The sequence below is a fragment of the Mesorhizobium sp. B2-6-4 genome (assembly GCF_006441495.1).
GTDB lineage: Bacteria > Pseudomonadota > Alphaproteobacteria > Rhizobiales > Rhizobiaceae > Mesorhizobium.
Genome location: NZ_VFUE01000029.1, coordinates 21602 through 36302, shown reverse-complemented (window position 1 = coordinate 36302; position 14701 = coordinate 21602). Strand labels below are relative to the sequence as shown.

13 protein-coding genes are annotated in these 14701 nt (G+C 64.4%); 5 read left to right on the top strand and 8 right to left on the bottom strand.

Going from position 1 to position 14701, the window contains the following annotated elements; all coding sequences use genetic code 11:
- Window positions 1-9: 9 nt before the first annotated feature.
- The 3 genes from FJ426_RS28700 to FJ426_RS28690 all read right to left on the bottom strand — a co-directional run bounded on the left by FJ426_RS28700 (window position 10) and on the right by FJ426_RS28690 (window position 3275).
- Window positions 10-1266: an LLM class flavin-dependent oxidoreductase gene (locus FJ426_RS28700; RefSeq protein WP_140559793.1), complete on the bottom strand. Its 1257-nt coding sequence runs from the start codon at window positions 1264-1266 to the stop codon at window positions 10-12.
- On the bottom strand, window positions 1263-2246 hold the full coding sequence (locus FJ426_RS28695) for an LLM class flavin-dependent oxidoreductase (RefSeq protein ID WP_140559792.1): 984 nt from the start codon (window positions 2244-2246) through the stop codon (window positions 1263-1265). Before FJ426_RS28695 ends, FJ426_RS28700 begins: the two co-directional genes overlap by 4 nt.
- Window positions 2247-2354: 108 nt before the next feature.
- Window positions 2355-3275, bottom strand: coding sequence for a LysR family transcriptional regulator (locus tag FJ426_RS28690; protein WP_140558761.1), 921 nt, complete (start codon window positions 3273-3275; stop codon window positions 2355-2357).
- A gap of 138 nt (window positions 3276-3413) precedes the next feature.
- On the opposite strand from FJ426_RS28690, the gene FJ426_RS28685 reads away from it, so the two are divergent.
- From FJ426_RS28685 to FJ426_RS28670, 4 genes are all read left to right on the top strand, one after another.
- Window positions 3414-4631, top strand: coding sequence for a urate hydroxylase PuuD (locus FJ426_RS28685; protein ID WP_140559791.1), 1218 nt, complete (start codon window positions 3414-3416; stop codon window positions 4629-4631).
- A 2-nt stretch (window positions 4632-4633) separates the two neighbouring features.
- Window positions 4634-5947 (top strand): guanine deaminase, encoded by a 1314-nt coding sequence (gene guaD, locus FJ426_RS28680; protein WP_140559790.1) that lies wholly within the window; start codon window positions 4634-4636, stop codon window positions 5945-5947.
- A gap of 89 nt (window positions 5948-6036) precedes the next feature.
- Window positions 6037-6543, top strand: a complete 507-nt coding sequence (locus tag FJ426_RS28675; protein ID WP_140559789.1) for a heme-degrading domain-containing protein — start codon at window positions 6037-6039, stop codon at window positions 6541-6543.
- A 169-nt stretch (window positions 6544-6712) separates the two neighbouring features.
- On the top strand, window positions 6713-7978 hold the full coding sequence (locus FJ426_RS28670; protein WP_140559788.1) for a glycerate kinase: 1266 nt from the start codon (window positions 6713-6715) through the stop codon (window positions 7976-7978).
- Window positions 7979-7987: 9 nt separating this feature from the next.
- Here the strand turns inward: FJ426_RS28670 and FJ426_RS28665 are convergent, their stop codons facing one another.
- The 5 genes from FJ426_RS28665 to FJ426_RS28645 form a co-directional block, all read right to left on the bottom strand.
- Window positions 7988-8725 (bottom strand): UdgX family uracil-DNA binding protein, encoded by a 738-nt coding sequence (locus FJ426_RS28665; RefSeq protein ID WP_281405505.1) that lies wholly within the window; start codon window positions 8723-8725, stop codon window positions 7988-7990.
- A complete protein-coding gene (locus FJ426_RS28660; RefSeq protein ID WP_140559814.1) occupies window positions 8722-10107 on the bottom strand; it encodes a glutamine synthetase family protein in 1386 nt (461 codons plus the stop codon). The genes FJ426_RS28665 and FJ426_RS28660 overlap by 4 nt, the downstream gene beginning before the upstream one ends.
- 47 nt (window positions 10108-10154) lie before the next feature.
- On the bottom strand, window positions 10155-11528 hold the full coding sequence (locus tag FJ426_RS28655; protein WP_140558757.1) for an aspartate aminotransferase family protein: 1374 nt from the start codon (window positions 11526-11528) through the stop codon (window positions 10155-10157).
- Between the two features lie 98 nt (window positions 11529-11626).
- A complete protein-coding gene (locus FJ426_RS28650; protein ID WP_140525596.1) occupies window positions 11627-12601 on the bottom strand; it encodes a WD40 repeat domain-containing protein in 975 nt (324 codons plus the stop codon).
- A 128-nt stretch (window positions 12602-12729) separates the two neighbouring features.
- Entirely contained in the window at window positions 12730-13809 is a 1080-nt protein-coding gene (locus FJ426_RS28645) for a GTP-binding protein (RefSeq protein WP_140501147.1), read from the bottom strand.
- A gap of 414 nt (window positions 13810-14223) precedes the next feature.
- Between FJ426_RS28645 and FJ426_RS28640 the strand changes: the two genes are divergently transcribed.
- Entirely contained in the window at window positions 14224-14694 is a 471-nt protein-coding gene (locus tag FJ426_RS28640; protein ID WP_140501145.1) for a MarR family transcriptional regulator, read from the top strand.
- The last annotated feature ends 7 nt before the right edge of the window (window positions 14695-14701 follow it).

Genomic DNA, 14701 nt, shown 5'->3' with positions numbered 1-14701 from the left:
ACGTCGCGGCTATACCGGTTGCTTCAAGCCCAGATGATCGCGCAGTGTGCGGCCCTCATAATCCCTACGAAACAGGCCGCGCCGCTGCAGCTCCGGCACGACCAGGGTGGCGAAGGCATCGAGTTCGCCGGGGAAATATGACGGCATGACGTTGAAGCCGTCCGCCGCACCGCCCTCGAACCGGGCCTGGAGTTCGTCTGCGATCTGCACCGCGGTCCCGACGATGCGCCAATGGCCGCGTGCGCCAGCGAAATGGCGGGCAAGCTGGCGGATGGAAAGGCCGTCGCGGCGCGATTGCTCGATGACCAGGGCCTGCCGGCTTTTCATGCCTTCGCTCTCCGGCAATTCGGGCAGCGGCCCGTCGAGCGGATAGCGCCGAAGATCGGAGATGCTGAGATAGCTGGACAGCAGCGCTACGCCGACGTCATCGGGGATCAGCTCCTGCAGCTCCTCGTATTTCGCCCGCGCTTCCGCTTCGGTTTCCGCCACCACCGGGGCGACGCCGGGCATGATCTTGATGTCGTCCGGTTCGCGTCCATAGGCCGCCAGACGGCCCTTGAGATCGTCGTAGAAAGCCTTCGCTTCCGCGAAAGTCTGCGCGGCGGTGAACACCACATCGGCGGTGCGAGCGGCGAGATCGCGGCCGACATCCGAGGCGCCGGCCTGAACCATGACCGGGGCGCCCTGCGGCGAACGCGGCAAATCGAGTGGATCGCACACCGAAAAGCTCTGGCCGTCATGGCCGGAGGCGCCGAGCTTGCCGTGCCAAAGCCTGGTGACGACTTCGGCGAATTCTCGTGCCCGTTCATAACGATCGGCGTGGGGTTTGAGACCCGTTGCGCCGAAGTTGGCGGCCTCGATCGGGCTGGCCGACGTGACCAAGTTCCAGCCGGCGCGCCCGCCGCTCAGCTGGTCGAGCGAAAGGAAGGTTCGTGCCAGCCCGTAAGGCTCGTTGTAGCTGGTCGAAGCCGTGGAGACGAGGCCGATGCGGCTGGTCTGGACAGCGAGTGCGGAAAGCAGGCTGATCGGCTCGAAGCCGATCGAACGCGAGGTCTGGCTGGCGATGCTGACATCGGCTTCGCGCAGGCCGGCCGCATCCTCGCAGAACAACAGGTCGAATTTCGCCGCTTCCGCCGTGCGCGCCAGCGCGACGTAATGATCGATGTCGATCCCGGCCTTCACATGGGCCTGGGGATGCCGCCAGGCGGCGATATGGTGGCCCGTCGCCCACAGAAAGGCGCCGAGCTTTATCTGGCGCGGGGTCATCGGTCGCCTCCGCCGCTGAGTCCCAGATGCGAGCGCAGCGTTGTGCCCCCATAGCTCTGTCGAATCACGCCGCGCCGCCGCAGCTCCGGCAGAACGCGATTGGTGAAATCGTCGAGCGCTGAAATGTGCGCGGACAGCCGGATGTTGAATCCGTCGCAATTGTTCGCCCGGAATTCTTCCTCCATCCTGTCGGCCAGCCCGGCGACGCCGTTGGCGGCGAGGGATATGTCAGCCAATATTCTCACGGCATCCGGTTCGCGCCCGGACGCGGAAACGCGGCGCCTGAATTCGTCATGGCGTGCCCTGCGCCGCGCTGCCTGCCTTTCGTCCAGCAGGATGACATCGGCTGTGCGCGCGGCAATGTCGAGGTCGCCTGCCGCCAGGCCGGACAGGACCAGAACCGGCGTATCCTGCGGCGAGCGCGCCACGTTCAGCGGTCCGCGCACGGCGAAGAATTCGCCCTTGTGGTCGAGTTGGTGCATTTTTCCGGGATCGTGAAAGCGGCCGCTGTCTTTGTCGAACAACAGCGCGTCCGCCTCCCAGCCATTCCACAAGCCCTGGACGATGCCGATGTATTCCTCGGAGCGGCGGCGAAACTCGTCGCTGGAAAATCCATCCGGCCGGCTGAAATTGGCCGCCTCGCTCGGCGCCTGCGCCATCGTTGCGTTCCATCCGGCGCGACCGTGGCTGATGATATCGAGCGAGGCGAACCGGCGCGCCAGATTGTAGGGCTGGTGGGCAACCATCGACGCGGTGGCGACCAGCCCGATCCTGCTCGTCACGGTCGCCAGTGCGGCAAGCAGGGTCGTCGCTTCGAACGGGTTGCCCGACCCGGCCCTGCCCGGCGGCGCATCGTCGAGAACAATCATGTCCAGCCCGGCCGCTTCCGCCCGCTGCGCGAAGCCGGCCAAGTCGCTGAAGGTGAGCGCGCCGGCCTGCCCGGCCGTGGAGGCAATGTTGAGCGAAACGGTGAGATGCATTGTGGCTAGCTCGTCAGTCGGCGCAAAGCCCATCGGCCATGAGGCGGCATCCGCGAACCTAAGTTCGCCTTCGCGCAAGGCAACCCTTGCGACTGGGCCAGGAGCCGCTCACTTGCCGACCAGTATGTCCTTGATCAGCCGCTGGCAGCGCTCGGCCATGAAATCCAGCAGCAGGCGCACCTTCGGGTCCTGCAGCTTCTTGTGCGGATAGACGGCGGCGAACTGCACCGGCGTCGGCGGCGTGCCGGCCAGGATGATCCTCAGCCGCCGGTCGCGGATGAACGGCTCGACCTCGAAGCGCGGCTTGTTGATGATGCCGCGCCCCGACAGCGCCCAGCCGGTCAGCACGTCGCCATCGTCCGTATCATAGGGCCCGTGCACCTCGAATTTCTGCGGTCCGTTCGGCGTCTGCAAGGTCCAGACATATTCGCGCGCGCCGGAATAGCGCAGCATCAGGCAATCGTGCTTCCTGCTGATCAGTTCCTGCGGCTCGGCCGGCTCTCCGCGCGCCTCCAGATATTTGGGTGCCGCCACCAGCACCCGCTCGCATTCCATGATGCCGCGCATCCTGAGGCTGGAATCTTCGATGATACCGAGTCGGAAGGCGACGTCGATGCCCTCTTTCATGATATCGACATTGTGATCCGAGAGCCTCAGCCGCACTTCGATATCAGGATATTTGTCGTGGAAATCGGGAATACCCGAGGCGACCAGGCGGCGGCCGAGGCCGAGCGGCGCGGTCACGCGGATGGTGCCGCGCGGCTGACCGGAAAGGGCCGAAACCGCGGCCTCCGCCTCGGTGATCGCTTCCAGCACCTGCTTGGCGCCGGTGTAGAACACCGTGCCATGCTCGGTCGGCATCAATTGTCGTGTCGTGCGGTTGAACAGCCGCACACCAAGGTGCTTCTCCAGCTCCTTGATTCGGTTGGAAGCAACCGCCGGCGAAATGCGCATGTCGCGCCCGGCCGCCGACAGATTGCCGAGCTCGACCACGCGGACGAAGACGGCGATGTTGTCGAGATAGGCCATGCGGTTCAGGGGCTTTCAATCAAGCTGTGTGCGAGCAACCTAGTATTTTCCAATTTTTTTTGAAAGTCATCGCACACCTCGCCTCTTTCCGTTTGCGCGCCACACCGTAAAGTCGCTTCATCGGCAGGGACGACTTCAATGATGGATTTCGCTATTTTCTGGGACTGGCTGAGCTTTGCCGTGCGCTGGCTGCACGTCATCACCGGCATCGCCTGGATCGGCTCGTCCTTCTATTTCGTCGCGCTTGATCTCGGTTTGCGCCAGCGACCGGGCATGCCTGTCGGCGCCTTCGGCGAGGAGTGGCAGGTGCATGGCGGCGGCTTCTATCACATCCAGAAATACCTGGTCGCGCCGGCCGAGATGCCGGAACACCTCACCTGGTTCAAATGGGAATCCTACGCCACCTGGCTGTCCGGCTTCGCCATGCTGTGCGTGGTCTACTATGCCGGGGCCGACCTGTTCCTGATCGATCCCAACGTGCTGCCGATGTCTGTGCCGGTCGGGATCGTCCTGTCGATGGCGACGATCGGCGTCGGCTGGGTGGTTTATGACCTGCTCTGCCGTTCGCCGCTGGGCAAAAGCGATACAGGCCTGATGCTGGTGCTCTACTGCGTGCTGGTGTTCATCGCCTGGGGACTGACCCATCTGTTCACCGGCCGCGCCGCTTTCCTGCATCTGGGCGCCATCACCGCCACGATCATGTCGGCCAATGTCTTCATGGTCATCATCCCCAACCAGAAGATTGTCGTCGCCGACCTCATCGCCGGCCGCAAGCCGGATCCGAAATACGGCAAGATCGCCAAGCAGCGCTCGCTCCATAACAATTACCTGACGCTGCCGGTGCTGTTTCTGATGCTGTCGAACCATTACCCGCTGGCGTTCGGCACTGAGTTCAACTGGATCATCGCCTCCCTGGTGTTCATCATCGGCGTGTTGATCCGCCACTACTTCAACACCGTGCACAAGCGCGCCGGCAACCCGCACTGGACCTGGCTGGGCGCCCTTGTCCTGTTCCTCATCATCGTCTGGTTGTCCACCGTGCCGAAGGTGTTGACCGGCGAACCAAAGGCGTCCGCCTCGGCGCAAGTCTATGTCGCCTCGGCCCATTTCGCGGCCGTGCGCGACACCGTGCTCGGCCGCTGCTCGATGTGCCATGCCCAGGAGCCGGTCTATGAGGGCATCTACCATGCGCCCAAGGGCGTGATGCTGGATACCGACGTCAACATCGCCGAGCATGCCCGCGAGATCTATCTGCAGGCCGGCCGCAGCCATGCCATGCCGCCCGCCAATGTCAGCCAGATCACAGACAAGGAGCGGGCACTGCTGGTGGCCTGGTTCGAAGGCGCGGGGAAATAAGCATGACATCGACGCTTCTGCGTGGCCGCACGCTGTCCTTCGCGCGCTGGCCTGAAAGCATCGATGATCATTCCGCCTGGCGCTACGAGGAGGATGGCGGCCTGCTGATCCGCGACGGCAGGATCGTCGCCGCGGGCGCTTACGTCGATGTTGAAAGGCAGGCAGGCGAGACAGCGAGAAGGATTGATCACCGGCCGCATCTGCTGCTGCCGGGCTTCATCGATGCCCATGTGCATTTCCCGCAGATGCAGATCATCGCCTCCTACGGCGCCGAACTGCTCGACTGGCTGAACGCCTACACTTTCCCGGAGGAGACGAAGTTCGCCAATGCGCAGCATGGCCGGCGCGTCGCGCGGCTATTCCTCGACGAGATGGTGCGCCACGGCACCACGACGGTTGCCGCCTACTGTTCCGTGCACAAGGCCTCCGCAGAAGCTTTCTTCGCCGAGTCGCATGATCGCAACATGCTCAACATTGCCGGCAAGGTGATGATGGATCGCAACGCGCCCGATGGCGTGCTCGACACGCCGCAATCGGGCTATGACGACAGCAAGGCGCTGATCAGCGAGTGGCACGGCAAGGGCCGGCAGCTTTACGCCATCACACCTCGCTTTGCGATCACCTCGTCGCCGGAGCAAATGGAGATGGCCGGCGCGCTGTGCCGCGAATACCCCGACCTGCACATCCAGACGCATCTGTCGGAAAACCATGCCGAGATCGCCTTCACGCAGGAGCTTTATCCGTGGTCGCGCGATTACACCGACGTCTACGAGCATTACGGGCTGTTGGGGAGAAAGAGCCTGCTCGGCCATTGCATCCATCTGTCGGAGCGGGAGGCGGACGCGCTTTCGGACAGCGGCTCCGTAGCCGTGTTCTGCCCGACCTCGAACCTGTTCCTCGGCTCCGGCCTGTTCGATTATCAGCGCTACCGCACCCGCGATAAAGCCCTCCGCATCGCCGCCGCCACCGATGTCGGTGGCGGCACCAACTATTCCATGCTGCGCACCATGGACGAGGGCTACAAGGTGATCGCGCTGAACGGCGAGAAGCTGAACCCGTTCCAGTCCTTCTGGCAGGTCACGCGCGGCAACGCCGAGGCGCTGTCGGTGGCGCAAAGGATCGGCACGCTGGAGGAAGGCACCGATGCCGATATCGTCGTGCTGGACGCCAGGGCGACGTCGTCGATGCGGCTCAGGATGGAGACCGTCGAGACGCTGGCGCAGGAACTCTTTCTCTTGCAGACGCTGGGCGATGATCGCGCCGTGCGCGAGGTCTATGTGGCGGGTCGGCCGGCAAAAACCGATTTGGCAATTTAGAACGTGACGGCGCGTTCCTTGCTTGACCCGGGCTTGACCCAGCGGCAACCATCCGTCAAAGCGTGCGGCGACGTTGAAAGGGGAACGACATGGCCGTTGCCGAAGACATCGCTCTGATCAAGAGACAGGAGGAAGTCCTTGTCTTTCCCGCCTTCGACGAGGCAGTCGCGTTCAGTATCGGGTCCGCGATCCGCGACAGGGCGCTCACCGAGAATCTCCCGGTCATAGTCGACATCAGGACCTTCGACCGGCCGCTGTTCTACGCCGCCATGCCGGGCTCGAACGCTTCCAATCCCGACTGGGCGCGGCGCAAGATCAACGTCGTCAAGCGGTTCCTGAAAAGCACTTACCGCATGGTGCTGGAACAGCAGCGCCCCGACCGCACTTTCAAGATCGGCGAGGGCCTGGATATTGCCGACTACGTGCTGGCCGGCGGCGGCTTTCCCGTCACGGTCAAGGGTGTCGGGGTCATCGGCGTCATCGCCGTCTCCGGGTTGCCGGAGCGCGAGGATCACGGCGTGGTGGTCGATGCGCTGTGTAGTCATTTGGGCATCGACAAGCGCGAGTTTTCGCTGCCGCCCGAGGAAAAATCGTGACGTTGACGCCGCCCCTCATCCGCCTGACGGCACCTTCTCCCCGTATAGTGACGGGGAGAAGGGATGCGCACCAGCGCCGGCGACCCCCTCTCTCCGTCTCTTTACGGGGAGAGGGTGAGGGGCAGCGCCGACGGTTGCTCAATTCGAAAGACGCCGATGGCGCCAAAGGATGACCTTGTTCGACCCCAAATCCTTTCTCGTTTCAATCTTCGACGCGGCCGTCGCCGCCGCCGATCCGGAAAAGACCATCCGCGATCATTTGCCGGCCAGGCCCAGGGGCCGCACCATCGTGATCGGCGCCGGCAAAGGCTCGGCGCAGATGGCGGCGGCCTTCGAGAAAGCGTGGGACGGTCCGATCGAAGGACTGGTCGTCACCCGCTACGGCTATGGCGCGAAATGTGAGCGCATTGAGATCATCGAGGCGGCGCATCCGGTGCCGGACGCCGCCGGGCTCGAGGCTTCGCGGCGGCTGCTCGGGAAGGTGCAAGGGCTGACCGCCGACGATCTGGTGGTGGCGCTGATTTCCGGCGGCGGTTCGGCGCTGCTGCCGTCACCGGCAACCGGCCTGACATTGGCCGACGAGATCGCCGTCAACGAGGCGCTGCTGGCGTCGGGCGCGCCGATCGCGGCGATGAACACCATCCGCAAGCATCTTTCCACCATCAAGGGAGGCCGGCTGGCCGCCGCCGCCTGGCCGGCCAAAATGGTGTCGCTGGTTGTCTCCGATATTCCCGGTGACAATCCGGCGCTGGTCGCATCCGGCCCGACCGTTCCCGACACCGGCAGCCGGGCGGATGCGCTGGCGTCGATATCAGCCTACGGCATGAACCTGCCGGCCTCGGTCATGGCGCATATCAATTCACCGGCCGCCGATGCACCAGTTCCCGGGGATGAGCGCTTTTCGCGCAACGAGGTGCATCTGATCGCCTCCGCCGGCGTGTCGCTCGAAGCAGCCGCAGCGGAAGCGAGCCGACAGGGCATCGAAGCTGTCATTCTCTCGGATGCCATCGAAGGCGAAGCCCGCGAGGTGGGCGGGGTTCACGCGGCCATCGCGCGCGAAGTAGCGACACGCAATCGGCCTTTCTCAAAGCCGGTGCTGATCCTGTCCGGCGGCGAGACCACGGTGACGCTGCGTGCCAAGGGGAAAGGCGGCCGCAACTCCGAATTCCTGCTCGCCTTCGCCATCGGCATCAATGATGTGAAGGGCATTCACGCCCTGGCCGCCGACACCGACGGCATCGACGGCTCTGAGGACAATGCCGGCGCCTTCGCCGATGGTTCAACGGTCTCGCGCATGCGCGCGGCCGGCATCGACGCCAAGGCGATGCTGGCAGGCAACAATGCCTGGACGGCTTTCAACGCGGTCGGCGATCTGTTCGTGCCCGGTCCGACCGGCACCAATGTCAACGATCTCAGGGCCATTCTGATTCGCTAATCGTTTGGATCAGGCAGCCATCAGCCGCTTCACCTGCTTCATGTCGTCAAGGAACCGTTCTCGCTCGGCCTCCTTGTCCGCACGGTCACGGATGCGCAGGATGAAGGAGGGATGGATGGTGATGAACACACGCATGCCATCTTCCCGCTCGATCGCCTGGCCGCGCATCTTCGTCACCGGAACCGCCTTGCCGAGCAGCGACAATGCCGCCGTTGCGCCAAGCGCCACGGCAAGGTTCGGTTTGATCAGTCCGAATTCCTGGTCGAGCCACCAGCGGCACGCCTGAATCTCGCCGGCGTTCGGCTTGGAATGAATGCGACGCTTGCCGCGCGGCTCGAACTTGAAGTGCTTGACCGCATTGGTGACGTAGACTTTCTGGCGGTCGACCCCGGCGTCTTCCAGTATGGCGTCGAACACCCTGCCGGCCGGGCCAACGAAGGGAGCGCCGGCGAGATCTTCCTGATCGCCGGGCTGCTCGCCGACGAAAATCACCTTGGCGCCGTCAGGCCCTTCGCCGAACACGGTCTGCGTCGCATCGCGCCACAGCGGGCAGCGGTGGCAAGCCTTCGCTACCTCACGCAGCTCCGAGATCGAGGTGACATCTGGCAGTGGCTCGTCGGACGGCCCGGAAATGCGCCTGGCCGGCCTCTTCGCTTCATGCGTTTGGCCTGTGGTCGCCATCATCCTGTCCTGTCGGTTCTGACACTGAAATGGACGGGAAGGGCGATGGTTCCTCCGAGGGCTCAGACCTCGTGCAGATAGAGGTGATAGTCCAGCTCGCTGACCGTGCGCGCCACGCGCAGGTATTCGGACTGCTTGATCGCCACGAAGGTGCGGTGCAGGTCTTCGCCAAGCGCGGCTTTGAGGAAGCTGGACGCTCTGGCCGCCTCGATCGCCGCGCGCCAGTCGACCGGCATGGTCGTGCGCGTCACCGCCGCCTCATAGCCGTTTCCGGTCGTCTCGGGGCCGGGGTCGAGGCCTTCGTCGAGCCCTTTGACGATGCCGGCAAGCACGGTTGCCGCGATCAGATAGGGGTTGGCGTCGACGCCCGACGGCCGATGCTCGATGCGCCGGTTCCTGGCGTCGCCCGCCGGCACGCGCAGCGCCACCGACCGGTTGTTGACGCCCCAGGTCGGCGCCACCGGTGCATAGGATTGGGAGACGAAGCGCCGCCAGGAATTGGCGTGCGGCGCAAACACCAGCATCGATTCCGCCATGGTCTGGATCAGGCCGCCCAGCCCGCGCAGCAGTGGCAGCGACCAACTCTCGCCACCGGCCTCCGAAAAAACGTTTCGGCCGGCCTTGTCCTGCAGCGAGACGTGGAAATGCATGCCGGAGCCGGCATATTTCTCGATCGGTTTGGCCATGAAGCAAGCCGTGACGCCATGGCGTCGCGCCTGCGCCCGAACCAGCCGCTTCAGCATGACGAGGTCGTCGGCCGCCCGCATCACATCCTTGCGGTAGTTCAGCGTCAATTCGTACTGGCCGGGCGCATATTCGGAAATCACGGTCTCGGCCGGAATGCCCTGTGCCTTGGCCGCGGCATAGATGTCGGTAAACAGCGGCTCCATGCCGTGCAGATGGTCGACCGAGTAGACCTCGGTCTTGCCCGAGACGCGGCCATCCAGCACGGCGTGCGCCGGCTGCACCTTGCCGTCGCTGTCGCGCTCATTGGCGAGGAGAAAAAATTCGAGCTCGAAGGCGCCGGCCGGGTACAGCCCCTTGGACGCCAATATGTCGACCTGCCTTGCCAGCGCCAGCCGCGGGTCCGATGACATCGGCGCGCCGTCGAGATGATACATCGCCATCAGCACCTGGCCGCGCGGCGGGTTGGTCCCGTGGAGCGGCACCAGCGTGCCAGGAATCGGCCAGGCGCGCAGATCGCCGTCGCCGGTGGTCCAGATCAGCCCGGTCTCGTGCACGTCCTCGCCGGTGATGTCGAGGCCGAGGATCGAGATCGGCATGTGCCGGCCGCCTTCGAAGATGGCTTTCAGCTCGTGCCGGCGCACGATCTTGCCACGGCCGACGCCGTTGGCATCGGTCAGCACGATATCGAAGGCTTCGATCTCAGGATGGGCGTCGAGAAAGGCCTGCGCCTCGGTGGGCGTCGAGCCCGAAGGTGAAGTCATGATGGAGCCCGGCCTGGCTTGCGCGCCTGTCTGTTGGGTGGCTTGTCTCATGCCGCAAGCTCCGCCGCAACTGCGCCGAAGGCGGTGATCAGCCGGTTGACCTGGGCGCCAGTGGTCGCCGGAGAGATCAGCATCATATTGTGGAAGGGCGCGATAAGCACGCCGCGATTGACCAGCGCGACATGGATGGCGGCTTCGAGTTCCGGCGCGTGCGCGGCCTCCGCCTCCGCCCCATTGCGCAGCGGGCCCGGCGCGCAGATGAATTCGACGCGGGCGCCGACGCGGGCGACATGCCATGGCAGGCGGTAGCGGTCGATGACCGTGGTCAGCCCGGCATCGAGCCGCCGCGCCAGATGATCCATGCGGTCGTAGTTCTCGGCCGTCATCACTTCTTCGAGCGCGGCGCGCATCGCGGCAAACTGCAGAGGATTGGCCGAGAGCGTCGTGCCCATGCCGGAATAACCCGGCTCTTTCGTCCTGTTGTAGTCGGCGTAGCGCGAGGCGACCTCTTCGCTCATGCCCCATACGCTTGCCGGTACACCACCGGCGATCGGCTTGCCTAGCACGAACAGGTCCGGCTCCAGCCCGTATTTCGCGGAATAGCCGCCCGGTCCGGTCGAGATCGTATGCGTCTCGTCGATCAGAAGCAGCGTGCCGGCCGCGCGGGTCAGCTTTCGCAGCGCCTCGTGGAAACCGGGATCGGCCAGCACCATGCAGGAATTGGTCAGCACCGGTTCGGCGATGACGCAGGCGACATCCTTGTCCCTGAGCGCTGCCTCCAGCGCGGCAACGTCGTTGAACTCGATGACCTTGGCCGTGCGGGTCAGGTCGCGGAATTCTCCGGCCAATCCGGGCCGGTTGGCCGGCTTGCCGTCGATCAGCCGCACCATCGTCTCGTCGACAGAGCCGTGATAACAGCCGTTGAAAACCAATATCTTTTCTCGCCCGGTGACGGCGCGGGCAACGCGCAGCGCGAAGCGGTTGGCATCGGTCGCCGTCGTGGCGATCTGCCAGAACGGCAGGCCGAAGCGCTGTTGCAGCAGCGGTCCAATGGCGAGCGCATCTTCCGAAGGCAGCATGTATGTCAGGCCGCGTCCGGCCTGCCGGCGGATGGCGCGCGCTATCGCCGGCGGCGAATGGCCGAACATCGATCCGGTGTCGCCGAGGCAGAAATCGTCGAGCCTGTTGCCGTCGATGTCGGTGATCGTAGCGCCTTTGGCGCTCTCGACCAGGATCGGAAACGGCGTCGGCCAGTCGTTCATCCAGTGCATCGGCACGCCACCGAAGAAGCCGGGCAGGCCGTTGCCGGCCTTGGCCTGCGATTTCGGCCGCGCCTTGCGGAAGCTGGCGCCTTCGGTATCCCGCAATGCGGCAATGCGGTCGCGGCTGACGCCGCCAATGGACGTGTGGGCGCTGTGCATGAAACCCCTCTCTGGCGCAGTAGTGGAGTAGTGGGGTAGGCGCTCAACGGCCCGGATGCTCTAAACCCGCTCCCATATTGCCCTACTCCCCTACTCCCCTAACCCGTGATGTCGATAACGCCGCAGTCGCCGGCGGCACTGCCGAAGGCGATGCGGCGTTCTTCCCTGTCCCACATCATCGAGGTGATGGCGCCCTTGCCGGGGCGACGCAACAGCACTTCCTTGGCGTCGGAAAAACGCACCGCCATCACCATGCCGTCCTCATAGCCGATGGCGACGACATCCTGGCTGGGATGGCAGGCGACTGAGGTCACCATCGCATTGCCGCGCGTACCGAGTTCCAGCGGCGCCTTGCCCATTGGCCCGTCCTTGCCTGAAAACGGCCAGACGATCGCCGCCGGCGCGCCGGAACTCGCCAGCCACTTGCCTTTCACGCTCCATGACAGGCTTTTGACCTTGGCGGGATAGCCGCTCATGCGCATGTGCTTGCCGTCCGCCAGCTTCCAGCCGTGCAACGCGTTTTCCTGCATGGTGGTGACCAGGAAGGCGCCATCCGGCGAGAAGGTGATGCCGGTATGGGCGCCGGCCCATTCGAGCTCCACCGGCTTGCCCTCGGCGGCCGGGAAATGCAGCGTCGCGCCATTGTAGCGCGCGACGCCGAAGCGCATGCCCTTGGGCGAAAATGCCAGCCCCTCGACCGAACGCGGATGGGCGAACTCTTTTGTGTGGCCGTCGGCAAAGCGCACATAGGCGGTCTTGCCTGTAGCGTAGGCGATGGCGCCTTGCGGGCCAGCGGCGACGCTGGTGACCCACTTCTTGCCCGCGCTCGCCAATTCCTTGGCCTCGCCGCCCGCTTTCACCGCAAACACCTTGCCGTCTTCGCCGCCGGTGAGCAGCCGGTCATTGGCGGCATCGTGGAAGGCCGCGAGCAGCCCGTCATTGGCCTGCACCGTCTTGTGGCCATTGTCGAGCCGATGGACGGTGCCGTCGGCCAGCGCGAAATGCGGCACGTCGCGGAGGAAGGCGGCGGCAAGGCAATGGCCTTCGAGATCAAGCGGGGCGACGGTCGGCATGTAGGACAGGTCCATTCCAGATTGTTGCTGGTCGTCTCGGGAGCCGCCAGCGCGCCAGGCGCGGCCCCACCCTCTCCCGCAAGGGGAGAAGGAAGAGCGGGCAGCGCTACCGCCATAAAGTCCGGAAATCAAGCGGCCTGGCAGGCCTCGAAGCTCTTCCTCAGCCGTTCGGGGTCCAGTTCGCGACCGATGAACACCAGCCGGCTCTCATGCTTCTCGCCGTCTTTCCAGGCGCGCTGGTGGTCGCCCTCGATGATCATGTGCACGCCCTGGATGACGTAGCGCTCGTCGTCGCCCTTCAAGGCGATGATGCCTTTCAGGCGCAGGATGTTCGGCCCCTCCATCTGGGTGACCTTCTCGATCCAAGGGAAGAATTTCTTCGGATCCATCTCGCCTCCCCGCAGCGAAACCGACTGCACCGTCACGTCATGGATGTCGGATGGGTGCGCGTGATGGTCGTGTCCATCGTGGTCATGATCGTGCCCGTCATGATCGTGGTGGTGATGATCGTGGTCGTGGTCATGATCATGATCATGACCATGGTGGTCGTCATGCGCCTCGAGGAAATGCGGGTCGTTCTCCAGCGCCCTGGACAGGTCGAAGGCGCCGCGGTCGAGCACTTCCGACAGCGCCACGCCGGCGCGGGTGGTGCGATGGATCCTTGCGGCCGGGTTGATGGCGCGGATCGTCGCTTCGACCTTGGCCAGTTCTTCTGGTGTGACGAGGTCGGTCTTGTTGAGCACGACGACGTCGGCGAAGGCGATCTGGTCCTCGGCTTCCTTGGAATCCTTCAGCCTGAGCGGCAGGTGCTTGGCGTCGACCAGCGCCACCACCGCGTCGAGTTTGGTCTTGGAGCGCACGTCGTCGTCCATGAAGAAGGTCTGCGCCACCGGCACCGGATCGGCGAGACCCGTGGTCTCCACCACGATGGCGTCGAAGCGGCCGGGCCGGCGCATCAGGCCCTCGACGACGCGGATCAGGTCGCCGCGCACCGTGCAGCAGACGCAGCCATTGTTCATCTCGTAGATTTCCTCGTCGGACTCCACGATCAGGTCGTTGTCGATGCCGATCTCGCCGAATTCGTTGACGATGACGGCGTAGCGCCTGCCGTGGTTTTCCGACAGGATGCGGTTGAGCAGCGTCGTCTTGCCGGCGCCGAGATAGCCGGTCAGAACGGTTACGGGGATCTGCGTCTGTGCGTCGCTCATGGCTTGCCTCGAATGGATGGGCCTTGAAAGATTTCGGCGGCCTCGAAAGGGATTGTCGGCTCCATATAGGATGCGCGGCGGGCTTTTGCACGAGGCAAACCGCGAATGGCTGCGGTCCAATCCCTAGGTCAGCGTCTCGTCGAACTAGGCGGCTGGCGGCGCCCTGCAGGCCATGCGGTATCGGTGCGCAAAAAGAGCCTGTGGACGACCACGGCCGGCCGATCCACCGCAATCGCTTTCGCGAAAAGTCGTTTGTCATCTAACTGAAATAATCATCTGGCATTAGCCACGGCGGGTACCGCAATGCTTGCCGGCAAAGCTGTTTCAGGCGCCGGAATCTTTTTTGATCGTCGATTGCCAACCGGCCGGCTGCGTCTATGCTGCCCGCACCGGTATGGCCGAAGAGGGATGACCATGGCCAAGGCGGACAAGACTGCGACAATGAGCCGGCTGCATTCGGCGGCAAGGCTGGCAAGAACAGCGCTTGCGGCACGGCTGCTGGCGCATGGCTTCTATGCCGGCCAGGACCAGATCATGCTGGCGCTCGACCGCGAGGACGGCCAGACCCCGGGCAATCTGGCTGGCCGGCTCGGCGTGCGCCCGCCCACCATCACCAAGACCATCAATCGGCTGCAGGCACAGGGTTTTCTGCAAAAGCGCGCCTCCGACGCCGATGCCCGCCAGGCGCATATCTTTCTCACCGACACCGGTCGCGAGACCATCCGCGCCATCGAAAAGTCGGTGAAGAAGACCGAAAAGCAGGCGCTGAAGGGCCTCGACAAGAAGGATCAGAAGGCGCTGTTCAAATTTCTTGCCCGCATCGAGGCCAATCTTTCGAACGAAGAACTGGCCTTGATCGACGACGATGCCGAGTCGGACGACTGACCGCCGA